At 50.2% G+C, this 24,485-nt stretch carries 25 protein-coding genes and 1 other RNA gene; 14 read left to right on the plus strand and 12 right to left on the minus strand.

Annotation, left to right across the window (positions count from 1 at the left end; genetic code table 11):
* Window positions 1-6: 6 nt before the first annotated feature.
* From AR333_RS02150 to AR333_RS02160, 3 genes are all read right to left on the minus strand, one after another.
* Window positions 7-201 (minus strand): hypothetical protein, encoded by a 195-nt coding sequence (locus tag AR333_RS02150; protein ID WP_084783458.1) that lies wholly within the window; start codon window positions 199-201, stop codon window positions 7-9.
* Window positions 202-352: 151 nt separating this feature from the next.
* Window positions 353-1,174: a YitT family protein gene (locus AR333_RS02155; RefSeq protein WP_068773702.1), complete on the minus strand. Its 822-nt coding sequence runs from the start codon at window positions 1,172-1,174 to the stop codon at window positions 353-355.
* Between the two features lie 159 nt (window positions 1,175-1,333).
* The gene (locus AR333_RS02160; RefSeq protein WP_068773703.1) at window positions 1,334-1,762 is read right to left on the minus strand and encodes a DUF2188 domain-containing protein; all 429 of its coding nucleotides are present in this window, start codon (window positions 1,760-1,762) and stop codon (window positions 1,334-1,336) included.
* Window positions 1,763-2,027: 265 nt separating this feature from the next.
* Here AR333_RS02160 and AR333_RS02165 point away from each other — a divergent pair, with 265 nt between their 5' ends.
* Entirely contained in the window at window positions 2,028-3,182 is a 1,155-nt protein-coding gene (locus tag AR333_RS02165) for an MFS transporter (RefSeq protein WP_301336116.1), read from the plus strand.
* A gap of 141 nt (window positions 3,183-3,323) precedes the next feature.
* Here the strand turns inward: AR333_RS02165 and AR333_RS02170 are convergent, their stop codons facing one another.
* Together AR333_RS02170 and AR333_RS02175 are read right to left on the minus strand one after the other, a co-directional pair.
* Entirely contained in the window at window positions 3,324-4,016 is a 693-nt protein-coding gene (locus tag AR333_RS02170) for a DUF4247 domain-containing protein (RefSeq protein ID WP_068773705.1), read from the minus strand.
* Window positions 4,017-4,126: 110 nt separating this feature from the next.
* Entirely contained in the window at window positions 4,127-4,660 is a 534-nt protein-coding gene (locus AR333_RS02175; protein WP_068773706.1) for a DUF4178 domain-containing protein, read from the minus strand.
* Between the two features lie 304 nt (window positions 4,661-4,964).
* Between AR333_RS02175 and AR333_RS02180 the strand changes: the two genes are divergently transcribed.
* A complete protein-coding gene (locus AR333_RS02180; protein ID WP_068773707.1) occupies window positions 4,965-6,593 on the plus strand; it encodes a DEAD/DEAH box helicase in 1,629 nt (542 codons plus the stop codon).
* 116 nt (window positions 6,594-6,709) lie between these two features.
* Here the strand turns inward: AR333_RS02180 and AR333_RS24105 are convergent, their stop codons facing one another.
* On the minus strand, window positions 6,710-6,802 hold the full coding sequence (locus tag AR333_RS24105; RefSeq protein WP_084783462.1) for a sporulation protein YjcZ: 93 nt from the start codon (window positions 6,800-6,802) through the stop codon (window positions 6,710-6,712).
* 142 nt (window positions 6,803-6,944) lie between these two features.
* Between AR333_RS24105 and AR333_RS02185 the strand changes: the two genes are divergently transcribed.
* The 4 genes from AR333_RS02185 (at window position 6,945) to AR333_RS02200 (ending at window position 9,581) form a co-directional block, all read left to right on the plus strand.
* Entirely contained in the window at window positions 6,945-7,745 is an 801-nt protein-coding gene (locus AR333_RS02185) for a YesL family protein (protein WP_068773708.1), read from the plus strand.
* 108 nt (window positions 7,746-7,853) lie between these two features.
* Window positions 7,854-8,033, plus strand: a non-coding RNA gene (ssrS, locus tag AR333_RS02190) — 6S RNA.
* Window positions 8,034-8,239: 206 nt separating this feature from the next.
* Window positions 8,240-8,896: a fructose-6-phosphate aldolase gene (gene fsa, locus AR333_RS02195; protein WP_068773709.1), complete on the plus strand. Its 657-nt coding sequence runs from the start codon at window positions 8,240-8,242 to the stop codon at window positions 8,894-8,896.
* 274 nt (window positions 8,897-9,170) lie between these two features.
* The gene (locus AR333_RS02200) at window positions 9,171-9,581 is read left to right on the plus strand and encodes a DUF1499 domain-containing protein (protein ID WP_068775092.1); all 411 of its coding nucleotides are present in this window, start codon (window positions 9,171-9,173) and stop codon (window positions 9,579-9,581) included.
* 89 nt (window positions 9,582-9,670) lie between these two features.
* Here AR333_RS02200 and tpx read toward each other — a convergent pair whose 3' ends face one another.
* A complete protein-coding gene (tpx, locus tag AR333_RS02205) occupies window positions 9,671-10,189 on the minus strand; it encodes a thiol peroxidase (protein WP_068773710.1) in 519 nt (172 codons plus the stop codon).
* 190 nt (window positions 10,190-10,379) lie between these two features.
* On the opposite strand from tpx, the gene AR333_RS02210 reads away from it, so the two are divergent.
* Window positions 10,380-11,276: a LysR family transcriptional regulator gene (locus AR333_RS02210; protein WP_068773711.1), complete on the plus strand. Its 897-nt coding sequence runs from the start codon at window positions 10,380-10,382 to the stop codon at window positions 11,274-11,276.
* Window positions 11,277-11,360: 84 nt separating this feature from the next.
* Here the strand turns inward: AR333_RS02210 and AR333_RS02215 are convergent, their stop codons facing one another.
* Together AR333_RS02215 and AR333_RS02220 are read right to left on the minus strand one after the other, a co-directional pair.
* Window positions 11,361-12,047 carry a zinc metallopeptidase gene (locus tag AR333_RS02215; protein ID WP_068773712.1) on the minus strand — a complete coding sequence of 229 codons (687 nt, stop codon included), beginning with the start codon at window positions 12,045-12,047 and terminating at the stop codon, window positions 11,361-11,363.
* A 40-nt stretch (window positions 12,048-12,087) separates the two neighbouring features.
* The gene (locus AR333_RS02220; protein WP_068773713.1) at window positions 12,088-12,519 is read right to left on the minus strand and encodes a MerR family transcriptional regulator; all 432 of its coding nucleotides are present in this window, start codon (window positions 12,517-12,519) and stop codon (window positions 12,088-12,090) included.
* Between the two features lie 324 nt (window positions 12,520-12,843).
* Between AR333_RS02220 and AR333_RS02225 the strand changes: the two genes are divergently transcribed.
* From AR333_RS02225 to AR333_RS02235, 3 genes are all read left to right on the plus strand, one after another.
* A complete protein-coding gene (locus AR333_RS02225) occupies window positions 12,844-14,280 on the plus strand; it encodes an ammonium transporter (protein ID WP_068773714.1) in 1,437 nt (478 codons plus the stop codon).
* A 40-nt stretch (window positions 14,281-14,320) separates the two neighbouring features.
* A complete protein-coding gene (locus AR333_RS02230; RefSeq protein WP_068773715.1) occupies window positions 14,321-15,415 on the plus strand; it encodes a DUF294 nucleotidyltransferase-like domain-containing protein in 1,095 nt (364 codons plus the stop codon).
* Between the two features lie 64 nt (window positions 15,416-15,479).
* Window positions 15,480-16,211 (plus strand): exonuclease domain-containing protein, encoded by a 732-nt coding sequence (locus tag AR333_RS02235; RefSeq protein ID WP_068773716.1) that lies wholly within the window; start codon window positions 15,480-15,482, stop codon window positions 16,209-16,211.
* A gap of 109 nt (window positions 16,212-16,320) precedes the next feature.
* On the opposite strand, the gene AR333_RS02240 is transcribed toward AR333_RS02235, so the two are convergent.
* Both AR333_RS02240 and AR333_RS02245 read right to left on the minus strand, forming a co-directional pair.
* On the minus strand, window positions 16,321-16,806 hold the full coding sequence (locus AR333_RS02240) for a M67 family metallopeptidase (RefSeq protein WP_084783464.1): 486 nt from the start codon (window positions 16,804-16,806) through the stop codon (window positions 16,321-16,323).
* A gap of 31 nt (window positions 16,807-16,837) precedes the next feature.
* Window positions 16,838-18,142, minus strand: a complete 1,305-nt coding sequence (locus tag AR333_RS02245; RefSeq protein ID WP_068773718.1) for an MFS transporter — start codon at window positions 18,140-18,142, stop codon at window positions 16,838-16,840.
* Between the two features lie 176 nt (window positions 18,143-18,318).
* On the opposite strand from AR333_RS02245, the gene AR333_RS02250 reads away from it, so the two are divergent.
* Window positions 18,319-18,855 (plus strand): TlpA disulfide reductase family protein, encoded by a 537-nt coding sequence (locus AR333_RS02250; RefSeq protein WP_068773719.1) that lies wholly within the window; start codon window positions 18,319-18,321, stop codon window positions 18,853-18,855.
* A 99-nt stretch (window positions 18,856-18,954) separates the two neighbouring features.
* Here AR333_RS02250 and cimA read toward each other — a convergent pair whose 3' ends face one another.
* Window positions 18,955-20,571 carry a citramalate synthase gene (gene cimA, locus AR333_RS02255; RefSeq protein ID WP_068773720.1) on the minus strand — a complete coding sequence of 539 codons (1,617 nt, stop codon included), beginning with the start codon at window positions 20,569-20,571 and terminating at the stop codon, window positions 18,955-18,957.
* Between the two features lie 196 nt (window positions 20,572-20,767).
* Here cimA and AR333_RS02260 point away from each other — a divergent pair, with 196 nt between their 5' ends.
* From AR333_RS02260 to AR333_RS02270, 3 genes are all read left to right on the plus strand, one after another.
* Window positions 20,768-22,093, plus strand: coding sequence for a DNA polymerase IV (locus tag AR333_RS02260; protein WP_068773721.1), 1,326 nt, complete (start codon window positions 20,768-20,770; stop codon window positions 22,091-22,093).
* A 151-nt stretch (window positions 22,094-22,244) separates the two neighbouring features.
* The gene (locus AR333_RS02265; RefSeq protein ID WP_068773722.1) at window positions 22,245-22,487 is read left to right on the plus strand and encodes a ferredoxin; all 243 of its coding nucleotides are present in this window, start codon (window positions 22,245-22,247) and stop codon (window positions 22,485-22,487) included.
* Between the two features lie 224 nt (window positions 22,488-22,711).
* Entirely contained in the window at window positions 22,712-24,226 is a 1,515-nt protein-coding gene (locus tag AR333_RS02270) for a L,D-transpeptidase (RefSeq protein WP_068773723.1), read from the plus strand.
* Window positions 24,227-24,485: the final 259 nt, after the last annotated feature.

Below are 24,485 nucleotides of genomic sequence, written 5' to 3' on the forward strand. Positions count from 1 at the left end.
TTCCTCCTAGTGGAGGAAAGCGTTGCGGCGGTTTTCTTTTATGCTGTACTGTACAATTTCGATAACATCCTCTTGGTCAAGTGAATCGATACCATTCATAAGGACGATTTCGGAATTGAGTTCGGTTCGCGTCAAAAAGGTATAAAGCTCAGGCGTATAAGTCTTTACGATATCGGACAGTTTAACGGTTTCCATTTCCATCATCCTTCCTGTCTGGATCTGATGAAGAAACTAGCGGAAATTATACGTAAACCATGTTAATGAGACGACTCTCTAGAAGTATATCATAAAGTTCACAGCCGCGCATTGGCACTTCGTGGAGGAAACCTCTGTATAACAATAATGTTCGGCCCTACAGGCGCCGGAATTCACCGAGCACACCTACCGTCTCCACAATGTTGACGAATGCTTTGGGATCCGCTTCTTTGATCATTTTCTTAAGCTCGACCAATTCATAGCGTGTTGTAACGGTCATTAGAAGATCCTGCTCCTGGCTTGTATAGGCCCCCTCTGTACGGATGACCGTAACGCCCCGGGGGACAGTGAGCAGTTTCTTAAGCATGGCTTCCTTCTGCTTGGTGACGATAAAAGCGGTCACTTTAATATGTCGGATGTGAATCGTATCAATCATTTTACCCGCAATGTAGATGGACAGCATCGAGAACAGAGCAAGGTCCCAGTTGTTTTTAAAGTAACCGAGAATAAAGATCACCCCGCCGTTCAGGATAAACAAGATTTGTCCCAGCGGAAAATCGCGTTTGCGGGTCAGGATGGAGCCGACAATATCAAAACCGCCTGTCGAGCCTCCGGTACGCATGGTTATTCCAGCTCCGACACCGACAAGCACGCCGCCGAAAACTGCGCCCAGAATAGGCTCCTGGACTAGCTCCCGAACGGGGATAATTTGCATGAACCAGGTTGTCGCAATGACAGAACCGACACTGATAATAATAAAGCGACGGCCGATTACGACAAGTCCCCATATGATCAAAGGGAGATTCAGGACAAAGTAGAGAATCGAGATGTTCAAGCTGGTCAGATAGCCGATCAGCATAGCAATCCCCGAGACACCCCCGCTTAGCAGCTCGTGGGGAATAAGAAACATATTAAAGCCGAATGCGATTAATGCCGCGCCTGCTATCACGACGGCAGATGAGATCGCTTTTTTGTCCACAAGATCACCTCAGGAAGTAGTATGCAGATTAAAAGTACCACTCATCCTGCATAAACATCAAGAGAAATTGACCATGGGATAATAAAAAGATCGGACGAAGACTCGGTCGGAATTTATTTGTGATTCCATTGCTTCGTCCGATTGCTCATAAGAGGATATTTAAGAGTAGTTGTGGGATTCTTGAACGGTTCCGTCCTTGCGGTGGATAACAGCACTTGTATTACGGTCGGAAGCGAGCTGATTAGCTTTATCGACAGCTTCCGCTTTCGTGTCTGCTTCAAAGCGGGGTTTGTTGTCACCCTCTTCTTTAACGGCCCAGCCGTCACCGTCCGGAACGACATGCACGGGGGATGATTTCTTGGCGGATGCCCGGCTCGAAGATGAGTTGTCTTTGGCTGCTTGCTCTGAGTGTTCGTGATCCGGGTGATTCTCAGCCCATTCCTCGGCTTTCGCGGTTGCAATGGCTATGGCGCGGCCTTCTTCATACCCGTCGTCCAAAAGAGCGTTGGCGATTTCAATAGCTTTATCGCGCACGCGGGAGGACAGGTTTTTCATGGAAGGCGGGTAATCTCCCTTTCTCCAAGGCATGATAAATTCCTCCTCTCGGTTTTACGAGTTTTATTGCGTGCCGGTATTTCCTTACCCTTTATCGAAATCCGTTAAGCAGCAGCGCAATGTTATGTTTGGGAGCTACAACGGGGACGGTCCCCAAGCGGGCTCCGTTCTTCCTGTGCCGGTCTGAGCCGGACAAAAAGTATTTTACCTGTCTAAAGGGCTCCGTTTACAATAATAGATATAATTCTGTAAAGGATCAGATGTCAGATGGGGGAGAAGGCCGATCATTCACTGGATTATTTGTCTCATTTCCTTATTTTTTCAAATTATGCTGAATATGACCCGGCCCATTCTTGCGCTGTATGCGGTGGATTTGGGTGCAGATGCATTCCGCATCGGTACGCTTACGGCTGCTTATGCTTTTCTTCCTCTATTATTTGCCATTCATGCAGGAAAAATCGCTGACCGCATCGGAGATAGGATACCCGTGATGGCGGGAATAAGCGGGACAATAGCAGGACTGTTGCTTCCATTCCTTTTTCCGGCTATCCCTGCACTGTATGTGTCCCAATTACTGGTAGGAATTTCTCATATTTTTATCAACATCTCTTTACAAAATGTTCTGGGGAATTCGGCAAGCAAAGAAAATCGTGACCGCTACTTCAGTACGTTCAGTATGGTTGTTGCTGCCGGAGGTTTTATCGGCCCTATCGCAGGCGGTTATCTTGCCGAGGATTTTTCTTACGCCGTGGTGTTCTTGACAGCCGCAATGGCCGGATTAGTCCCGGCGGTACTATCGGGTTTTATTCCGGTCATCATCCGAAGTCTTAAGACGGAGGGAGAGAAGCGGGCTGAGCCCTTCGCAGCATTCAAGCTGCTGAGGCAGCCCATTCTGCGTAAAGCTCTCGCTTCGAGCGCTTTGGTGCTCTATTCCCGTGACGTTTTCGTCGCTTACTTTCCTCTGCTGGCTGTCGGGGCAGGACTCCAAGAGTCAGAAATCGGCTGGGTCATCGCCGTGCAGGGACTTGCCATGGTGGCGGTACGCTTCTTTCTGGTAAAGCTGACTGCTTTAGCAGGAAGGGAGGCTGTGCTGTTCGGATCGGTCATGACCGCAGGTGCCTCCTTCCTGCTGCTGCCTTTTGCTGATCACCTGGCTGTCTTCATGTTGTTAAGCGCTTGTATGGGCTTCGGACTCGGCTGCGGTCAGCCTTTGTCCATGACTACGATCTACAATGCATCTCCTAAGAACAGGACCGGAGAGGTCCTGGGAATGCGTATTGCCTCTAACCGGCTTTCCCAGCTTGTAGCTCCGCTGCTATTCGGGACGGTGGGAGCTGCAGCCGGTCTCTTGTCTGTTTTTCTGTTAAGCGGAGTATTCTTGATCGGAGGGGCCGTGGTGACGAGAGTCCCGCCTGACCAGGAAGGTCCACAAGATTCGGAGAGGCAGGTCTAAGTAGACTGAATCAGAAGATAAGCCGCTTTTGGAACATATTGAGAAGAGAGATCATCATCCCGATGGTACGAAAAAGCGCCTACAGCAGTTAGCTGCGGGCGCTTTTTTAAGTACGATGAGGGTGCCACTGAAATAAAGCAGCTACCGGCGTCTTCTAAAAGAACCGGCTCGGCCGCTTGTCCCGGGCTTCTTGCCGGTGCCGGGTCGGATACGGGTCGACCCGTCATAACGCCGGTTGCTGGAATCGCTCCCGCGGTTAATTCCGCCGGTGTTCCCGGAGGAACTGCCGGGGCTGCGGAAGGAGCCCTCGCGCTCCGAGGTAACGGGCGGCTTGGTTTTACCTGCCCCGGGATTGGTGCCGGGAGCTCTCTGATATTGGGGGGTGGACCGGTAACCCCGGTAATCATCCGCTCTCCGCTGATTGATCCAGCCTCCGCCGAATACCGACTGAAGCATGGCGACGGTCAGGAAGGTCTGCAGAAAAGACGGACTGTAATGCTCACGGGCATAACCAATGGAATCAATCTGAATTAGTGTGTTGACGCTGTTCTTCTCATCGCGCTGCAGGTTTACCACCCTGTCCCCATAGATCAGAAACATCTGATCTTCCGAGGGTTGACTCATTTCTTTCGGAGACTCCTGCGCCGCTAACTCCTGCGCGGCTTCCTGCACACTGGTGTTCTCAGCCAGATAGACCTTCGATAAATTACTGCCGCTGCCTTCGGCGCTGATAAGCGGATAGTGCTGCTGTACTTGATCCGATCTGGGGTTAACACAGCCCGCAAGCAAAGCGAGCACGAGCAGGCAGGCTATTCGGGATGTCCATCTGTTCAATGCGGCGGCACCTCCTGAAACGGTAGGGACTTACGAACTACGGTTCAGGCCAACGTTTGTCCGGACAGACCTGCCGCCGCAGGAGGCAGCCCGCCGCTCAATGCAGCCGGTTACAGACTTCCCTTCATGAACTTGACCTGGGAAGCCGGCGTGCGGCTGCCTTGCATGGCGACAAACTTGCCATCCTGCCACTGCAGGAAGAAATAGCGGTCATCGGGACCGAAATACCGCCAGATCATGATGTCGTCCCCGCTGCGGAAATCGGTATTCCCTTCAGCGCGACTGACATCGCTCCGGTAATTCTCCAGTTCAAACGTGGCTTCGCCGTCTAATTCAAGGCGGGAGGGGACATCGTTGGGGTCATCCAGCGCCCCCTCCATAAATTCACACAAAAAGCATTCATAGGTACGTCCCTTCTCGACGAGCAGGCAGCGGATTTCTTTGCCGCTTTGAAGATAATAAGCATAGCGGTGCGGTGCAAATCCGCGGTCGAAATAAATGACTTTACCCGAAACGACATATTCTTCTAAATCCACATTGACGATATCTCCTACCCGCGAATCCTCCAGGGGATTCGTCTGTTTGACGGGCTCGACGGTTTTGTTGCTTCGCATGATGTTGCCGACACGTTTAAATATAGACATGAATGGATGCTCCCTTACGTTTAATCTGAGGTTCTTATGTCCATTATATACGATGGAAACTGTTGATGGTTTCGAGGGCCTTCGAACTTGAGTTTTGCTTCATGAGTAAATAGTCACTGGAAAACGTTGAGCGAAATATGTTATACTATTCAAGATATTCTTAAGGGCGGCTCTATGAATCAGAAAACAAGCAATTTCGGATTAGGGTTTCCGCACGGTGAACGGATGTCAGTTAAGAAAAGTCGTGCTTAAGGGTATAAGAAAAGAAGAGAGATCTTCATCGGATAAAAGGAGAATGAACGGATTGAAAAATTTTTCAGAATTTGATTTAGATGCAAAAGTAATCAAAGCGATCACAGAGATGGGCTTTGAAGAATCGACTCCCATTCAGGAGAAGACGATTCCACTCGCGATGGAAGGACACGATCTGATCGGCCAAGCACAGACCGGTACAGGTAAAACGGCCGCTTTCGGTATTCCGCTCGTCAGCAAGATCGAGCCAAGCGAAGATAAGATCGTAGCACTAATTATGTGCCCGACTCGTGAGCTGGCCATTCAGGTAGCGGAAGAAGTAGCCAAACTGGGCCGCTTTAAAGGTATTCGCTCCCTGCCGATCTACGGCGGACAAGATATCGGCAAACAAATTCGCGCGCTTAAGAAGAAGCCGCAAATTATTATCGGTACGCCGGGCCGTCTTCTTGACCACATCAACCGCAAGACCATCAAGCTTGAAGCCGTTCAAACCGTAGTTCTGGACGAAGCGGATGAAATGCTTGATATGGGCTTCATGGATGATATCCAATCTATCCTGAGCCTTGTACCTGCTGAGCGTCACACGATGCTTTTCTCAGCTACAATGCCTCCGAACATCCAGAAGCTGGCTCAACAGTTCCTGACGAACCCGCAGCATGTTTCCGTAATCCCTAAGCACGTCAGCGCGCCGCTGATTGACCAGGCGTATGTTGAAGTACATGAGAAGCAGAAATTTGAAGCTCTCAGCCGTCTGATCGATATGGAAGCACCGGAGCTTGCTATCGTATTCGGACGTACGAAGCGCCGGGTCGATGAGCTTGCAGAAGCTCTCCAGAAGCGCGGCTATGCAGCTGAAGGCCTTCACGGCGACCTGTCCCAGAATCAGCGCGACAACGTTATGCGCAAGTTCCGCGACGGCAGCATTGACGTGCTCGTAGCTACAGACGTAGCGGCTCGTGGTCTCGACGTATCGGGCGTTACCCACGTAGTGAACTTTGACCTTCCGCAGGATCCAGAGAGCTACGTTCACCGTATCGGCCGTACCGGCCGTGCTGGTAAAGAAGGTACAGCATGGACGTTCGTTACTCCTCGTGAGATCGACCACCTGCATTTTATCGAGAAAGTAACCCGCCACAAAATTCCTAAGAAGCCAATGCCAAGTCCGGCAGAAGCTATGGAAGGCAAGCAAAAGGTAACGGCAGAGCGCTTGATCAACCTGCTTCAAGAAGAGAAGCACCTTGAATTCAAGGGCGTAGCCATCCAATTGCTCGAAGAGTATGACTCCGTTAACCTTCTGTCCGCAGCCCTTCAGCTTCTGACTGGCGGCGAGAAGAAAGAAGTTAACGTTGAGCTGACTCCGGAAGATCCTATACGTGCCAAGAAGCGTCGTGTTGACGTACGCAGCTCTGGACGTAAGTTCAGCTATGGCAGCGACCGCAGAAGCGACGGACGCTCTGGCGGCGGCTATAACCGCTCTGGCGGTTCCAGCGGCGGCGGATCCCGCTACGGAAGTTCGTCTTCCTCTTCCCGCGGAAGAGACGGCGGACGCGACTATCGTGACCGTGACGGCGGCAGCCGTTATGGCGGCGGATCCGGCGGATCCCGCAGCACAGGTTCTGACTATAACAAAGACCGTTCCAGCAGCAGCAGCAGTCGTCGCAGCGACGACAGCAACGCATAAGAGGAACATGAACAAAGACGATCCCTGTACAGGGATCGTCTTTTTTTTGTGGGAGATTCGATTTTATTTGACGATCTGCGATCTAATGCTCTAACGGCATATAAAAGGCTGGCGGATTAGTAAAGGAACGAACGCGTAATGATAACCAGCAGGATGAACAGTACCAGAATGGCCCCAGTGGAAGTCCAGACACCCGGAACTTGTGACATGAACAATCTCCTCCTTCAGATGAATGGGAATCCTTCTTGCCTTATTAAGATATGACGATGGCAACGAAACGAAAGGGCGGCTACCTATGGCTATAAAAATAGGCTATAATAGAGATTAACACCACCAGAGGGGGACAAGAGTTTGGAATATCGAGGTTTAATGGGCGGTTTTTACAGAATTTCTGAATGGGTAATGAGGCTGTCCGCCATCAATGTGCTGTGGATAATATGCAGCATTCCGTTTTTCTTTTTTGCATTAACGGGGCTGATGTCAGGTGACGTGAATATGCTGATACAGTCTATTTTTCCTATGGCGGCAGTGGCACCGTTTACACTATTCCCGGCTACGGCTGCTATGTATACGGTTGCTCGCAAATGGGTGACCGGGGATGAAGATGTGCCGCTTTTCAAAACCTTTTTTAAAGGTTACAAAGAGAACTTTGTTCAGAGTCTTGTAGCAGGAATTCTATTCGTTCTGATCGGGATTCTGCTGTTCGTAAGTTACCGGTTTTATTCGAACTTAGACAACATGCTTGTCCTCTTGTCCTATATGTTTATTGCGATGGGCATTGTGATGGTAGGTGCATTCTTTAACCTTTTCTGTATTATGACACATCTTCATATGAAGACGTTTCAGGTGGTAAAGAATTCGTTCCTGCTTACAATCGGCAATCCCGTTAGAAGTATATCGACTATCGTCGGGAACCTGGCGATTCTTATAGTGAGCTTTAAGTTTACTTTTCTGCTTGTTTTCTTCGCCGGCAGCATCGGCGCCGCTTTTACTTTCTGGCAGTTCAACCGCAGCTTTGATAAAATAAAGCAAAAGCAGGAAGCGATGGAGGAAGCGGAGAGGGAAAAGGCGGAAGAAGAAGCAGCGGAGAGCGAAACTTTAGAACTTGATGGAGATACAAACGCGTCGAAAAATGGTGATAAAAGCAACTAGATTCAGCAGCATCTGAGCTTCTGCTAAGCTGTTAGACCTAATTACACGACAGGCAGTCGATTCCAGTTGAAACGGAACGCGGATTGTCTTATAATAAGAAAAACAGAGAACATCCTGCGATGTGCGTTGCGGTTTTTATTGTTTTAAACCAATGACGGTTTCTAGGGAGATCAACATCGAAGCACGGCTGACATGCCCCCGAAAAGGGACTTCAAATGTGCTTTTGCGGTCACCCACCTGCTAGTGCAGGTTTGAAACTTAAAACTGTACGGCATACGCGGGGGTTCTTTTTTATGTTTAAGGAAGGAAGCAGCTTGCACAATAGTGCTCAGCTGTTTTTTTGTGTTGTCGAGCAGGTGTCGAGGCTTTATCGAATTTGATAAAGCTTGTGTGCTTTTGAAATCGTTTTGGGTTTGTGATATGTTAAAAAAGTGAAAGCCCGATCTACATAGAAAAGAAAATAAAAAAATTGTGCCGAAAGTGGTGGAGTGTGTATGAAACTGTTTCTTGATACAGCCAATGTAAATGAGATTAAGGAAGCGCACGAGCTGGGAGTTATTTCGGGAATTACGACGAATCCTTCTCTGATCGCGAAAGAAGGCCGTGACTTTTTTGACACACTGAAGGAAATTGTTGATATTGTAGGCGATATGCCGATCTCCGCTGAAGTTGTGGCTTCGGATGTGGAAGGAATGGTCAAACAGGGAGAGAAGCTGGCCAAAATCGGCAGTGGCATCGTCATTAAAGTACCGATGACTGCGGATGGACTCAAGGCCACCAAACGCTTCAGCAGTCAAGGAATCAAAACCAACGTGACCCTGGTATTCAGCTCTACACAGGCTCTTCTGGCCGCGCGTGCAGGCGCTACTTATGTATCACCTTTTATCGGCCGCTTAGATGACATCAACCAGGTAGGGATGAATCTCATTGAAGAGGTCAGCCAGATTATCTCCATTCACGAGCTGCCTACCGAAATTATCGCGGCAAGTGTAAGACATTCGACACATGTGATCGAGGCGGCATTGCTCGGATCACACATCGCTACGGTTCCGTTTAAAGTGATCGAATCCATGATGAAGCACCCTCTTACGGATGCGGGCGTTGAGCGCTTTATGAAGGACTGGGAAAGCGCTAACCAGCAAATCTTCTGATCTGATCTTCTGACCGTGTTCCAGCGCGTTAGAATTAGGCGTATAAAACGATACCGGCCTCTCTGTAGAGAGGCTTTTTTTCTATCACTGCAGGTCTGATGAGTTTTATTTGTATATTAGAATTACTGAACTATACCGCGCTTCCATGCAGATATGGTGGTGAGAGGACTGAAATTGGGGAAATATCCCCGTTTTTCGGGTTCTCCTCTTTTTCTTCATGATAAAGAATGGTAAGATTGTTTTTAGTGTGGTTTGGCAAGCATGCATTCAGGATATGCTTCATGAAGGGGGAAAGACTTTGAAACGAACGTTGATCGGTTTGCTTCGCAGTTTTGAGACGACCGGTGAGAAAGCCAAAGATCCGGAACTTAAGACCCGTTACTACAAAATTTCCAAGAATGAAATGTGGGAAGAAACCGTCGGGATGATCAAGAAAACACCTGGCTACAAACTTCTGCACGAAGTTAAAAATGTGGGTGAAATTGTAGTGGAAAAGCGTACTGCACTTGGTCGTACGCAGGATATTACGATTACTTTGTTCGAGGTTAATCCGACAACAAGCGCCGTGGATATCTATTCCGCTTCTCGAGGGAACTTAGGGGACCTGGGTTCCAACTACCGGACCATTCTCGATATTTATAAACAATTGGACAAGAAACTCGCGGCCTACAAACTAAGCCGTTAGGCTGTCAGTAGTCTGCACCAATAAAAAACAGCAGAGGAATCTGATTCCTCTGCTGTTTCCTTATCATGCAAGAATTCTCAGTCTAATGATTAAACGAGTTTGTGAACAGCATCCAAAGCTGCTTCATAATTCGGATGGTTCGTCATTTCCTGAAGATATTCCACGTACTGGATTTTGTCGTTAGCATCGATTACGAAAATAGAGCGCATATCCAGCTGAAGCTCTTTGATTTGTACGCCGTAAGCTTGGCCGAATGAATTCGATTTGTAATCCGAAAGCAGAACGACTTTATCGATACCGGCAGCTCCGCACCAGCGGCTTTGTGCAAAAGGCAAGTCCGCGCTGATCGTCAAAACTACGACATTATCCCCGAGCTTGGCTGCTTCTTCGTTAAAGCGGCGGGTCTGTGCATCACATACACCCGTGTCGATCGAAGGCACGACGCTAATGAGTTTTACTTTTCCGGCATAATCCGAAAGAGAAGCTTCAGTCATAAGGTCTTTGTTTAATTTGAAATCAGGTGCCGTGTCCCCGACTTTAAGTTCCGGACCGACGAGCGTAATGGGATTCCCCTTAAGAGTGGCAATACCCGTGCGTTCTTGTGACATATGTACTCCTCCTTATCGATTCAACCTAATTGGGTTGGCAATTTCCAACAATCTTTATTATAACGCGCTGTTCCCGGGATTGTCCAATGGGTTGTACGGAGGAACCTGGCAGTAATGAAATACGGTTCTACGCCATGAAAAAGAACTCTATAATAGATGGTGGCAGGATGACGATAGAACGGAGGAAAACGTGGAGCTAAGACAACTGCAGTATTTTATAAAAGTGGCCAGAAAGCAACATATGACTCAAGCCGCCGAAGAGCTTCACGTAGCTCAATCTGCCGTCAGCAGGCAGATCCGTCAGCTTGAAGAAGAGCTTGGCGTCCAGCTTTTTGTGCAGAAGGGTCGTAACTTGCAGTTGACCTCTGCCGGACGGCTCTTCTTGAGCCGGACAGAGGATATTTTGAACGATCTGGACCGGGCTGTCATCGAAATTCAGGAATTTTTGGACCCGGAGGCGGGGGAAATCCGTATAGGCTTCCCGCACAGTGTCTCGATGTCCATTCTCCCTTCCTTTATTTCATGTTTCAGGCAAGACCATCCGAACGTGAGGTTCCGGTTGAGACAGGGGACCTACACCAGCCTGATCCGGGATGTGATGGACGGTGTCATTGATCTTGCCATTATTTCGCCTTGCCCGGAATCACATGAGCATGTGAAGGGAGAGGTGATGCTGACGGAAGAGTTATTTGCTGTTCTGCCGCCGAGCCATCCCTTGGCCGAATCAGTGAGTATCCGGCTGGAACAGCTCAGGGAGGAGCCGTTCGTCCTATTCGGAGAGCAGTATTCCTTGCGGCCGATAGTGATGAACGCCTGCCAGCAAGCGGGGTTCGTGCCCAGGATTGAATTCGAGGGCGACGAAACGGATACGATTCGCGGGCTCGTGGCTGCCGGTATGGGGGTTAGTCTTCTTCCGGAGCTTGCACTCCGGTACAGTACGTTAATCGAGCCTGCTGTGGTGAAAATTATGGACCCCAAAGTAACCAGAACGGTGGGCGTTATAAGGCGTAAAGGCGAGAAATTGCCCCAAGTGACGGATATCTTTAGACAATTTCTGCTTGAATTCAAACCAAATCGGGCGGATTAGACGGGGATTGGGATGTAAAAAAGCTTTCGTGCCACAAGGCGCGAAAGCTTTTTTTGCGATGGTCCGGCGGATCATCCGAATATGTTAGTCGTCCGAACGTCCGGTGAAAATCATAATGTACTTGATGAGTTCCAGCAAGGAAATCAAAGCGGCTGCTACATAAGTGAGTGCGGCTGCATTAAGAACTTTGGCAACTCCGGTTTCTTCTTCATTCGTAATGAATCCGCCGGCTATCATCAATTCTCTAGCGCGGTTGCTGGCATTGAATTCCACTGGCAGAGTAACCAGCTGGAACAATACTGCGGCGGAGAAGAAAACGATACCCAGCAGCAGCAAGGAAGGAATCTGCTGGAAGATGAAGCCTGCGATCAGGAGAATAGGAGCAATACCCGAGGCGATGTTCACGACAGGGAACATCTTGTGGCGAGCCACCAGCATCGGATAGGATACTTTATGCTGGATCGCGTGTCCTACTTCGTGACAAGCAACCGAAACGGCAGAAATGGTGCTTTCGTAATAGACGGGTTCTGACAATCTGACTGTTTTGGAAATCGGATCGTAGTGATCTGTCAGAGTGCCTGGAGTCGGTTCGACGGGAATATCATATAAACCTTCGGCATCCAGCATGCGTCTAGCAGCCTCGTATCCTGTCATGCCCGACATAACGGGTACGGCGGACCATTTGTTGAAAGTGCCCCGGACCCTGAAGGATGCCCACATCGATAAGCCGAAGGCAATAATAATTAAAAAGTCCATAGGATGAAAAAACATAGATAGCAGACCTCCAATATTAACGTGTTAATCTAGATAGTTACGTAAATGGACCTTTGCCCAGCAGGTACAGAAGCGCCTCGGCACAAGCTGCTGTCGGCTGCGTGATCAAGTTGTAAATCTTCTTTAGCTGATTCGGCTTAAGCTGCTGAATCATAGGATCGAGCTCCTTAATTTCACGCTGCAGTTGTCCGAGCAATACCTGATAATTCGTCAGTTTATCCGTGACCTGATCATTATGAGCAGCTTTATCCAGCATAAGCATCGTGGTACGGATTTCTTCTAACGTATACTTCTCTTTTTTCATATCTTCAATACGTTTAAGTCGAAGCAAGGTTTCATCGGAATAAAAGCGATAATTATTGTCCGATCGTTTCTCGGGATGCAGGAGACCTAACTTCGTATAGTAATCAATTGTGCGCGGGCTTACGCCGGCAATCCGGGACAATTCACCGATTTTATAAAGCTTCATATCCCCATCGGTTCTCTCTCCTTTACTGTAATGTACGCTCATTCGTGCCTTTAGCCTAATGATACCCGATCACAAACCATACAGTCAAACGTGATGCTTTTACCTAAATCAGGATAAAAAATGCGGGGAGGAAAAGCGTCGAATGAGTTTGTTAAACCTCGTTTTTCAAAGAGAAAAGATAATAGTTATGATTATATGTTAGGTTTCATTACATAAATGATAAAAAAATGAATATTTCCTATTGTCATATCCTAAAACGTTCGCGTATAATGACAATAATAAACAACGGTGTTAGAAAACATAACATAAAAGGAGTGGGTAATCATGATTAAAAAAACGATGATCGGATTGGGAGTTTTCGCTATCCTTTTTCCAACGCTCGCGTTTGCAGAGCCTGCAACGAATGAGCAATTACAAGCGGCTATAAATTCAGTGTGGGTATTGATTGCCGCGATGCTGGTTATCTTCATGCAAGCCGGTTTCGCTCTGCTGGAGGCTGGTTCAACGCGAATGAAGAATGCGGGTCACGTGGCAGGAAAAACAATTTTGACTTTTGGTATCTGTGCTTTAGCTTTTTGGGCTTTTGGTTTCGGCCTCGCTTTCGGGGATGGTTCCGGTCTGTTCAGCAATAATTTGTTTGGTTTAACGGGATTTTTTATGGACGGTGTCCATGCGGAAGCTTTCACGTCTTTGAGCGCATCTGATGTACCAATCGCGATAAAGTTCTTATTCCAGCTTTCATTTGTAGGGGTTTCCCTTGCGATCGCTTGGGGCGGTTTCGCAGAACGTGCTAAGCTGCCGGTTTATTTCATCTTCGGTGTGTTGTTCACTATCGTAATTTATCCGATTGTTGCGCACTGGGTGTGGGGCGGCGGCTGGTTATCCAAAATCGGTATGCAGGATTTCGCCGGCTCCACAGTCGTACATCTCCAAGGGGCAACTGCTGCATTGGTAGCTACGATTTTATTGAAGCCGCGTATCGGTAAATACAATAAGGACGGTTCCCCTAATAAAATTCCGGGCCATAATCAAGTCTACTCCGTGCTGGGTGTTATCATTATCTGGATCGGCTGGTTCGGCTTCAACCCCGGCAGCACGTTAAGCGCCATGGGGGACGGTTTCTTCGGATTCATCGCACTGAATACAAATTTGGCAGCCGCTGCGGGCGCAGTGGCAGCAATGGTCATCTCCTGGATTTACTTCGGCAAATCCGACATTCCAAGTATGCTAAACGGGGTTCTAGCCGCTTTTGTGGCGATTACCGCTTCCTGCGCATTCGTAACGCCGCTCGGTGCGATCGCAATCGGCGCTATTGCCGGAATCATAACTTTCTTTACGGCAATCTGGTTCGAGAAACGCGGCATCGATGATCCCGTTTATGCTTTTTCCGTACATGGTGTTGCAGGGATTTGGGGTACGCTGGCAACCGGATTCTTTGCGACTCCTGAGCTGGCCAAGACAGTTGGTGTAGGCGGAGCAGGCCTGTTCTATGGAGGCGGACTCCATCAGCTGTGGGTTCAATTTATCGGAGTCGCCGGTGCATTGATCTTCGTTCTCATTCTTTCCTATATTGTTCTTACCCTGATTAATAAAACCGTAGGTCTTCGTGTTACCGAAGAAGAAGAGATTATGGGTCTGGATCTGTCTGAACATGGTACGTATGGATACCCGGAGCAATTGAAGCACAGTACAGAGGAGACGTCAGATGCCCGCCAGAAGGCAGACAAAACGGATAACCGTTCTGTACCGGCGTCTTCATAACCTGAAATGAAGGAACTCTTGTGAGTAAGGAGATGCTGCCATGGGAGCGATAACAAGCTCCGGCTGGGAAGAGCTGCGACTAGAGATTGCATGCGCGGCAGCTTCAGATGATCTTAGAGCGCTTCGCGAGAAGATGCAGGAGCTTTTCAGTTCGGAGCAGTCAAGCAAACCGGCTGCAGAGTTGTACCATCATTTGAATATTGTTCACGATATGCTGATCAGCCGCACTGTGAAGATGGCGGAGCGCAGGCTGGTTGCGGAGGGAGGCGGGGAGCCTCCGCTGCCTTATGCCTTTATCCTGGTAGGCAGTGCCGGCAGGAGCGAACAGACACCGTGGAGCGATCAGGATAACGGGCTTGTGTATGCCGATCCGGCCCCGGGTATGGAGGATTCGGCTGCGCTGTACTACAGCAAGCTGGCGTCCTTAATCCGGCAGGGGCTGGAATTAGCCGGATATCCGCCCTGCAGGGGCAAGGTGCTCGCTGATCAAGCCCTGTGGAGGCATAGTTTAACGGGCTGGAAGCGACTGCTGGACGGGTGGTTTGCCGAGCCGGTATGGGAGAATGTACGCTACCTGCTTATCGCCTCCGACATGAGGGCGATCAGCGGCAATCCGCAGCTGGCAGATGACATTAAACTTCACTTCAACAACAGAATTCAGCATAACCCGGAACTGCTGCTTCCGCTTATGGCTAATACGCTGCATCACAAGGTCCCGCTGGGTCTGCTCGGGAGAATCGTTACTGAGAGATACGGTGAAGCTGCCGGAGGGGTCGATATTAAATACGGGCTCTATATCCCGCTTGTTAATGCGGTCCGGTTGCTTGCGCTGGAAAGCGGCATTGCAGAGAGTGCAACGCTTATGCGAATAGAGGAACTTGTGAAGAAAAAGGTGCTGCCGGATGAGTTTGGAGCTATCTGCCGGGATGTTTTTGAGAAAGCGATGGAGTTTAGATTAGCCACGCCTTTCACCCATAAGAATGGGCATTTCAATGCCAACGGCGTAATGCCGGCTGAGAAATTAACCAAAGCCTGCAGGCTGGAGCTTAGGCGTGATTTCCGTTTTGTCAGGCAGCTTCAGAAGAAGGTTGTCCAGCGGGTCCGCATATCCGCATATCCGCCAAACAAACCTTGAATCGGGCGCTTCCAGTTATCATGAAAAAAACGGACATTAAACGGCCGGCGGAAGGAGTAGAGCGATGAAGGAGATGCGTCCGGACGTAGGCATGTGGCGGTTGTATAAGATGGGCGGCATCACTCCGGCGATTACCTCTATGTTCAATCCGCGGAACGCGCAGCAGATGGCCTTCATCCGGCAACTGCTCAAAGATCAGCGTAAGCACTCGCTCCTGGATACGCCTCTGCACAATTTGCCGCTCGTTGTATTTGACCTCGAAACGACAGGCTTCACTTCAACAGGGGGGGATGAGATCTTATCGTTCGGTGCCGTGTCAATGACCGGTGCCGAGATGGAGGGGAAGAGTTTTTACAGCCTGGTAAACCCGAACCGGGGAATACCCGAACATATCGAGAAGCTGACCGGAATCACCGCAGTAGAGACGGATCAGGCCCCAGAGTTGATCGTAGTTCTTAGAGAATTCTTCGAATTTGTAGGTGCGCGCGTTTTGCTGGCGCACGGATCTGCGCATGATAAGGCTTTCCTTAATGCAGCTTTGTGGAAAACATCCAAGACAAGTCTGACGCACCGTGTTATTGATTCGATGATGGTGGCTAAGTGGCTGATACCGGGAAGTAGGGAGTATTCCCTGGATACTTTACTGAAGAAGTACGATATTCCCGTGCTGCGCAGGCATCACGCTTTGGATGATGCGAAGATGACGGCGGTTCTCTGGCAGAAGCTGCTCGGAGAAATCAGAGAAATGGACGTAGATACGCTGGGCGATTTGTACAATTTATTGAGCAAAGCCTAGTCATGCGAATGCAGCACCGGGACCATTTCCGTATAAAAAACAGGTTGCGACGAACAGATGCCGTCAGTAACCTGTTTTTTTGTCATGCTGCTGTCGCTCGGATTGAACTTCATACCTGCTCAGAATCGAAAGACAAGGGGATCGTGCATAATGGTTCTCCAGTTAAAGCACCTGTGAGGAGATTAGGGACGGCATAGACGGCTATGTCCGGTTCTCTGCCGGAAGGGCAGGAAACAATCCAATACGTCGCAAGCTGCGGCCAGAGCAGGATTCCATTCAAATCTTCTCTGGATGGGACAGGAGGGCCAGGATGGGAATGAAACATGCCGATGATGGAAGATTTCTTGGGATGCCTGGAAATGAACGCTCCAGATTCTGGTGCAGGGTCTTCCAGCAAGCGCATAATGTCCAGAGGGTCCATTAGAAACGATTGCTCCGGATCGTCTGCGACATTGGGCACCCAGACGAAAGAAGAGACAATTATGTCCCCTTCGTCCCAAAAGCCATATATAAATCCGCATGCCTCTTCAGGAAGGTAATTCTTGAAATTATCCATCCACGTCTTGTATATGTCTGTGTTTACTCGAATGATCATGCGCCCAGTATACCGGAATCGGGATTCCGGCTCAACTGATTTCGCCTTTGGGCTTTACCAGGAAGAAGACAAAGGCCAGAGTTATCCCGGCGAGTGAAGCGACTGTAATGAAGATCATCCGGTCCGAAATATCCATCAGCCATCCGAAGATAGGAGGACCGAATGCTACACCGATAAACCGCAAACTGTTATAGATAGAGGTAATCATCCCGCGCTCACTTTTTTCGACAGATCCCGTAATCATGGTATTCAAGCACGGGAGGAGCAGCCCGGTACCGATAGCGCTCAAGGTCAGCAGTCCGATGAACAGATACAATTTATCGAAAGCGAATATAGTGGAAGCAAGAGAAAGCGTCATGATCAGAAGGCCTACATTGATCAGCCACCGCATGAGTGTACCGTTCTTTTTGATAAGCGCACCGGTCGTATAGGAAGTGACAACCATTCCCAGCAACGGAATCGCGAGTACAAAACCTTTTCTCACCCCATCAATGTGGTACGGGGCTTCTTCCAGAATGTTGGATAAATAAAAAAGCACGCCAAACAAAATAAAGAGGGCCAATGACCCCGCGAAGAATGAAGTGATCAGCCAACGTCCCTTTTCTTTTAGAATGGAGCCGATCTTATGCAGATATTCCTTCAGCTTGGGCGGCTTTTTCTTGGCTTCTGGTTCTTTGATCAGGAACATCATAGCCAGAAGGGAAAGGAGGCAGAAGACGGGAAGCGCAAAGAAAGGAGCATACCAGACCAGCAGGGCCAGTAAGGCGCCGAAAATCGGACTGACGACTTTGCCGAATCCGTTGGAAGCCTCCGTCAACCCAAGGGCTTTGCTTTCGGTAGCCCCTTTAAACATATCTCCGACTAAAGCCATTGCGATGGGGGCCGTACCCGCGGCCCCGATTCCTTGAATGCCCCGGGCGATGATCAGGATCGTGTAGGATTTCCATACCGCTCCAAATCCGGCTAGAATTCCGGCTGCCCCGTATATAATTAAGGAAGGAATGATAATGCTTTTGCGGGTGAAGCGGTCTGACAAATAACCGGAAATAGGAATTACAAGACCTGCTGTGATGGAAAACAGTGTAATAACCAGGCTGCTCTGGAATTTGGTGATAGCAAGCTGCTTCTCCAGATCCGGAAGAATCGGAACCAGCATCGAGTTCCCCAGCACCAGAACAAGGGGGACGGTGGCAATGGCAATAAACTCCCATACATGTCCTTTGGACTTGTTTTTTTTGGAACCGGCATCCGATTTGTGACCGGTCTGCTCCGTTTCCTCTGCTTCAATTTCACTTTCAAAAACTATATTCAGCCTGCGGGCTTTTGTTTTCTCCATGAGGACGACCTCTCTTCTGCTTGGTAAGAGTAGGTTTACCCGGTTGTTGAAGTTCATACGGCCGCGGGAAGTACATAATGTTGGAATCCGGCAAATTTGGCGATACTAATGGCATATGAATTTATTTGTGCTCCTGTGATAAAATAAATTGGAACTAGAAGAAAAGAGGGCTGGAAGTGAAGCGTAACGCAGTTATTGTGGCGATTGTTGTTTTGCTGGCTGTTGCTGCCTTCGTGCAGAATGGGAAGTCAGACAATAAGGAGACAGCTGCTCCTGCTAAGGTGGGTCCACGGCCCGGGATGATATCCCCGTCTTTTACACTGCCGGATCTCGAGGGCAAACCCTATCAATTCGGCGGAGAACGGAGCAAGCCCGTTATTTTGAATTTCTGGGCATCCTGGTGTGGCCCCTGTAAAGCCGAAGTTCCTGATCTGATCGAACTTTACGGGAAATACGGAGACAAAGTCGACTTGGTGGCGATTAACATTACAAGCCAGGATAGCGAAAAGAGCGCGAGGGACTTTGCCAAGGAATATGGAATTAACTTCCCTGTTCTGCTTGATGCACCCGGGGATGTGACCGCCTCCTATAAATTCATGGTCGTTCCGACAAGTTTCTTAGTGGGTAAGGATGGAGTGGTCCGGGAGATGGTTAACGTGCTGCCTAAAGAAGAATGGGAAAAGAAAATCAAGGATTTAATTCGCGACAAATGAGTGAAACCACACATTTAAAAAAAGCCGCACGTCCTGCAGTGAGTCAAACTAACTGAGGCGTGCGGCTTTTTATGGTTTTTGCTTTGTAAGGGGGACCGGTCAGTGATTAATCAATCCGACCGGACGCGTATCGGAAGCCGTATTCTCCAGAGAAGACTTGCCGATTAAAGCATAGCGGAAGCTGTCGACAAGCGCGAACCAGCTGGCTTCGATGATGTTGGAAGAAACGCCGACCGTATTCCATTCGGACTCGAAATTACGCGATTCGATGAGAACACGGACTTTGGAAGCCGTGGCGCCTTTGTCGTCCAGAACACGGACTTTGTAATCGGACAAATGCATGGCAAGCAGGTCCGGATAGAAAGGAATGAGCGCTTTACGGAGCGCATTATCCAGTGCGTTAACCGGGCCATCGCCTTCCGCGGCCGTATACATCGTCTGGCCTTTTACGCTGACTTTGACGAAGGCTTCCGAGCTTACCGGGCGGTCTGCGGATTTCTCCACGAAAATCTTAAAAGATTCGAGGACAAAAGGTTCGATGCTGTCTCCGGCTGCTTCACGCATAAGAAGCTCAAGGGATGCGTCCGCACCTTCAAACTGATAACCTTCATGCTCCAGATTTTTAATCCGGGAAATAATTTCACGCGATCTGCCGTCCTGCTGGTCAAAAGCCAGACCAAGCTCTGCAGCCTTGGAGACAAGGTTGCTCTGTCCGGCAAGTTCGGATACCAGGACACGCTGCTTGTTCCCGACTTTCTCCGGAATAATATGCTCGTATGTGCTGGCATGCTTGAGAATGGCTGAGACATGAATGCCTCCTTTATGTGCAAAAGCGGCGCTTCCGACATAAGGCTGGTTCATCGGCATGGAGATGTTAGCGATTTCACCGACATAGCGTGCGACAGACGATAACGATTCCAACTGCGCTTCGGATACGCAGGAGTAATTCAGTTTCAATTGCAGGTTGGGAATGACCGAACACAAGTTGACATTGCCGCAACGCTCACCGTACCCGTTAATCGTGCCTTGAACCTGGCGCGCTCCCGCACGGACTGCTGCCAGAGAGTTGGCTACGGCAAGTTCACAGTCGTTATGGGCGTGAATGCCCAGCGGAACGGAAATATGCTTCTTCACTTCACTTACTATAGAAGTAACCTCTTCGGGCATGGACCCGCCGTTCGTGTCACAGAGCACGATCCAATCGGCACCTGCAGCTTCGGCTTTGCGGATGGTCTGCAAGGCATATTCTGGATTGTTCTTGTAACCGTCAAAAAAATGCTCGCCGTCATAAATGACTTCCAGTCCTTTGTTTTTGAGAAACCGGACAGAGTCGAAAATCATCTCCAGGTTTTCCTCGAGGGTGGTCTGGATAGCTTCGTGAACATGAAAATCCCACGACTTGCCGAAAATGGTCGCGACCTTGACGCCCGATTCAACAAGCGTGTTCAAGTTGACGTCATCTTCCGCACGCGTGTTCTTGCGTCGTGTGCTGCCGAAGGCGGTCACTTTCGCATGTTTCAGGTTTAATTCCTGGACGCGATTGAAAAATTCAATATCTTTGCCGTTGCTGCCCGGCCAGCCGCCTTCAATATAATGAACACCCAGCTCGTCAAGCTTCTGGGCAATTTTGAGCTTGTCTTCAACGGACAGGCTGATTCCTTCACCCTGGGTGCCGTCACGAAGCGTGGTGTCGAAGATTTTGATTGAATCGGACATTTCGGTGATCCCCCTCTAAACATGTGGCTATAGTCTGTTCATTTATGCGAATGTATGATTCACGATTATACCATAATATTACGGGTGTAGAAGGAGTTTTCGCAAATTTAAACGTCACTTCGCGTCTTGATTCCTCCTCGTCCGGCAGATAGACTGAATGTAGATAGCAGCAGCTGGAGGAAGAAGCGCCAAGCGGATGCTGCGCTTGCGGGAGGAGGGGAAGAGTGTGAATGTGCAGGAGAGTTATCCGAAAAAAGGCCGGGTTATTCTTCATATCGATATGAATGCCTTTTATTGCTCGGTGCACGAAGTCGCGGAGCCGGAGCTGTACCGCGGCAAGGCGATAGCCGTTTCCGGAAGTGTCGAACAGCGTAAAGGCATTATCGTCACCTCTTCCTATCCTGCCAGAGCACGCGGCGTCCGTACCGGCATGCTTGTACGGGAAGCAGTAAAGCTGTGTCCAGAGCTCATCCTGATCAAACCTGATTTTGATATGTACCGGCAATATTCACGCGGATTCCGCCGCATTGTTTATGATTATTCTCCAATGGTTGAAACCATGTCGATAGATGAATGTTTTGTAGATATTACAGGTTCCAAACAGTTCGGAACCCCCCTTGAAATTGCATCTGAAATCCAGATGCGGATCAGAGAAGAGCTGGGTCTTCCATGCTCGGTAGGCGTTGCGCCTAACAAACTGCTTGCCAAAATGGCCTCGGATATGAAGAAGCCTAACGGTTTGTTCGTTCTCAGACTCCGGGATGTCCCTTCGGTGTTATGGGACAGGCCATGCGGGGAGCTGTACGGGATAGGCAAGAAAACGGCCGATAAGCTCCTTAAGCTGCAAATTCGTACGATTGGCCAGCTTGCGGGTGCAGATCACGACCTGCTGCAGAAAACTTTCGGCATAAGCGGTCCTGCGATGAAGCAAGCGGCCAATGGCATAAGTCATTCGGAGGTGAATCCCGAGCGTGAGCCGAACAAATCTGTCGGTCATACGACGACGCTGCCCTATAATTATACGGAGCGCCGGGAGATAGCCCGGGTGTTTCTGAATTTATCGGATCAGGTAGGAAGACGCCTGAGGCATCAGAAGCTGGTGGCTTCTACGGTACAGATTACGATCCGCGATCCGGATATGAAAACCATTACGCGCAGCGTCACCCTGCCTGTACCGACCGATCAGCACGATGACATCCACCGCGCTTCCTGCGAACTATTTGACCGCCAATGGACCTTAGGCAAGCCGATCCGTCTGCTTGGCGTGACGGCCCAGAATCTTGCGCCGAAGGAAGAGGCTGCGATCCAGCTGGATTTGTTCAGCTACGAAGCGCAGCCGAAGAAGAACAAACTTAGCGAAATTATGGATGCACTCCGGGATAAGTTCGGTGAAGATGCGGTTGTAACGGCGGGTATGATCGGTGATGATCCTTCGGCTCTGCTGCGAAATCGCAAAAGAAGGGGGACTTCTCTGGAGAGGGATCCGGATGGCGAAAGCTTCCGAAATGAATCAGGCGATTAAAAACACTGAAAACCCGGGGAAATACTCGGAATAATTCGTCCGGACGCCGGAAACACGTGCTGTGCCTGGTTTTTAACCCCTGTGACGCGTTGATGTTTAACCGGCTTTATATTATAGTGGACAATGGAGGATATTATGAGGAGGAATCACGATGGCTAAGTATACATGGGTGGAGAAAGACACTTGCATTGCGTGCGGTGCTTGTGGCGCAACTGCACCTGACATTTATGACTATGACGATGACGGGATTGCGGAAGTTATCTATGAAGGCGACGGCAATCACGGAGTAACGGTAATCCCGGACGAGCTCTATGACGATTTGCAGGATGCTCAGGATGGCTGCCCGACGGATTCAATTAAAGTGGCAGATACTCCTTTTAATATGAACGGATAAATAGCCGGCATGCTGGCAGTTATCGAGTAAGATCTTAGAAGCCTTGTTTCCAATTAGGAAGCAAGGCTTTTTTTATAGAGGGGGCATAATTCTCCATTTAAAGAGAAAAGAAAAGGGGGACAGGACAGCCGTTTAAATCCCCGAAATACAGGTCCGATTAAACGAACAACTTCATTCTGCCGATAAATAGGGAAAGAAAGCGGAAACCCGAGAGGGGTGAGGGAATGAAGGGAAAACCGGATGAGAAGCTCGCAGAGTTCCTGCGTCATAATCCGATTGACGACCGCTCCTATTTGAAAGATTATATTCGCGAGCATCGTGACCAGCGGATGGCCTGGTATTTGCTTGGAAGAGAATATTCATCCCGCGGGGAGCACGGGAAGGCCGCGTACTGTTTCGGACAGTCGGGAGAAATTTTCGAAGCGTTCGAGAAAAAGAAAATCGCCGTCGACTGGTCAGCGCTGGATCCGGCGGCATCGTGGCCGCCGCAGCTGATTGCGGCCGCAAAGCGCCGGCGCCGCCATAGAATGGCCCGTACCGGACTGATTCTGCTGCTCTTGGCGCTGTGGCCGACCATCGCCGGCCTGGATCCGGACCGGCGCGCAGCAAGTTCCCTTCCGGCCGGCGCTGCATTAGCGGCAGCGGAGCCGGCCGCAGGCGAAGGCACGCTGCGTGCTTACTTGGCGGCCGCAGGCGAAGGTAATCCGCTCGAAAGCGCAGGAGCGCTCGAGCGGATGCTGCTGCGCGACAGGAAAGGCGGCGGGGAGGCCGCACTTCTGTCGGCGAAGAGTCTGGAAGGGCCCGGCGGCAGGTGGCTCGCCTGGCACCTTCCGCTGCAGCCGCTCCTCTCCGTAAGGAGCGGCGAGCCGGGACAGCCGGCAGGCATCTCCTACTATGATGCCGCCACCTGCGCCTGCAAACCGGACGACCCGGCCCGGCTGGCGGGCCCGGTCGATGCTTGGCGGCAGAGGCAGGAGCAGCTCCTCGTGCTGCGCTCTGCTGTGGAGGCTTACCGCGAGACCCGCGGCAAGGTCCCGCAGAGCCCGGAGGAGCTGCTGCGGCCCTATCCGGACAATGTGCTGTCCGGGATGACGCCGTATATGCGGGAGATGTTCCCGCATGTGAGGAAGCAGGCTGAAGCGCCGGGCGGTCTGCGGGGCGCGGCTGGCAGCAGCGCGCCTGGAGATGCGCCCGCGGGCGGCTCCGGGGCTGCGGCGGCAGCTTCCTCCCCGGACCCTGCGCTGCAGGAGCCGATGCGGATCATTATCGACAAGAGCACGCACCGGATGGCGCTTGTAAGCGGAGAGACGATAGTCCGCAGCTACAAGGTCGGGCTGGGAGGGATTCGGACGCCGGAGGGAGAGTTCGCTATCTCGGAGAAGGTGCGCGATCCCAAAGGCAAATCACAGGGAGAGTTCGGGACCCGGGGCATGGTGCTCTCGGGAACGAATTATGCGATCCACGGAACCGGCCGTCTTGCTTCTATCGGCAAAGATCAGTCTCTGGGATGTGTCAGAATGGGGCAGGCGGAGGTTGAGGAACTATTTGATATGGTGCCTCTCGGGACGAAAGTAACTATCGGGAGCGGGCTGCTTCCCAAAGGGCTTACGAATGGACCCGGTTCATCGGGCCCGGGGAATAATTCTGCCGGAGGCTCGATCCCGCCCCAAGCGCCCTTTAAGCTTCCTGCTGAAGTTCAAGAGAAGAATCCCGGCAAAATATACCGCTGGTTGAATTAACCGGTTCGGTCTTGTGACCGGACCTGGAAAGAAATAACGGTAACAGGTTTGACGGCCTCCCGGGATGTATGCCGGGTGGTCTTTTTGACGGCCGTGAATAATAGGAGATTAACAAAGGTCCGGGCTCCCCTTCTCCTGGTCCTGTTAATGGATGTTATGGGATGTGCTTGGGGAATCCCGACAGGCTGTGTGAAGTGATTAGTTCCGTTCGGTACTAGTCTGCTTTAGCTGGACACAGGAAAGTCTTGATTTGTGTCTT

Origin of the sequence: Paenibacillus sp. FJAT-26967 (genome assembly GCF_001541095.1) — a bacterium.
GTDB lineage: Bacteria > Bacillota > Bacilli > Paenibacillales > NBRC-103111 > Paenibacillus_F.

Excerpts from the sequence above, each read along its gene's own strand:
- AR333_RS02150 (WP_084783458.1), bottom strand. The coding sequence starts at position 201 with ATGGAAATGGAAACCGTTAAACTGTCCGATATCGTAAAGACTTATACG.
- AR333_RS02160 (WP_068773703.1), bottom strand. The coding sequence starts at position 1,762 with ATGCCTTGGAGAAAGGGAGATTACCCGCCTTCCATGAAAAACCTGTCC.
- AR333_RS02175 (WP_068773706.1), bottom strand. The coding sequence starts at position 4,660 with ATGTCTATATTTAAACGTGTCGGCAACATCATGCGAAGCAACAAAACC.
- AR333_RS24105 (WP_084783462.1), bottom strand. The coding sequence starts at position 6,802 with ATGTCACAAGTTCCGGGTGTCTGGACTTCCACTGGGGCCATTCTGGTA.
- fsa (WP_068773709.1), top strand. The coding sequence starts at position 8,240 with ATGAAACTGTTTCTTGATACAGCCAATGTAAATGAGATTAAGGAAGCG.
- AR333_RS02200 (WP_068775092.1), top strand. The coding sequence starts at position 9,171 with ATGCTTCATGAAGGGGGAAAGACTTTGAAACGAACGTTGATCGGTTTG.
- tpx (WP_068773710.1), bottom strand. The coding sequence starts at position 10,189 with ATGTCACAAGAACGCACGGGTATTGCCACTCTTAAGGGGAATCCCATT.
- AR333_RS02215 (WP_068773712.1), bottom strand. The coding sequence starts at position 12,047 with ATGTTTTTTCATCCTATGGACTTTTTAATTATTATTGCCTTCGGCTTA.
- AR333_RS02220 (WP_068773713.1), bottom strand. The coding sequence starts at position 12,519 with ATGAAGCTTTATAAAATCGGTGAATTGTCCCGGATTGCCGGCGTAAGC.
- AR333_RS02225 (WP_068773714.1), top strand. The coding sequence starts at position 12,844 with ATGATTAAAAAAACGATGATCGGATTGGGAGTTTTCGCTATCCTTTTT.
- AR333_RS02230 (WP_068773715.1), top strand. The coding sequence starts at position 14,321 with ATGGGAGCGATAACAAGCTCCGGCTGGGAAGAGCTGCGACTAGAGATT.
- AR333_RS02235 (WP_068773716.1), top strand. The coding sequence starts at position 15,480 with ATGAAGGAGATGCGTCCGGACGTAGGCATGTGGCGGTTGTATAAGATG.
- AR333_RS02240 (WP_084783464.1), bottom strand. The coding sequence starts at position 16,806 with ATGATCATTCGAGTAAACACAGACATATACAAGACGTGGATGGATAAT.
- AR333_RS02245 (WP_068773718.1), bottom strand. The coding sequence starts at position 18,142 with ATGGAGAAAACAAAAGCCCGCAGGCTGAATATAGTTTTTGAAAGTGAA.
- cimA (WP_068773720.1), bottom strand. The coding sequence starts at position 20,571 with ATGTCCGATTCAATCAAAATCTTCGACACCACGCTTCGTGACGGCACC.
- AR333_RS02260 (WP_068773721.1), top strand. The coding sequence starts at position 20,768 with ATGCTGCGCTTGCGGGAGGAGGGGAAGAGTGTGAATGTGCAGGAGAGT.
- AR333_RS02265 (WP_068773722.1), top strand. The coding sequence starts at position 22,245 with ATGGCTAAGTATACATGGGTGGAGAAAGACACTTGCATTGCGTGCGGT.
- AR333_RS02270 (WP_068773723.1), top strand. The coding sequence starts at position 22,712 with ATGAAGGGAAAACCGGATGAGAAGCTCGCAGAGTTCCTGCGTCATAAT.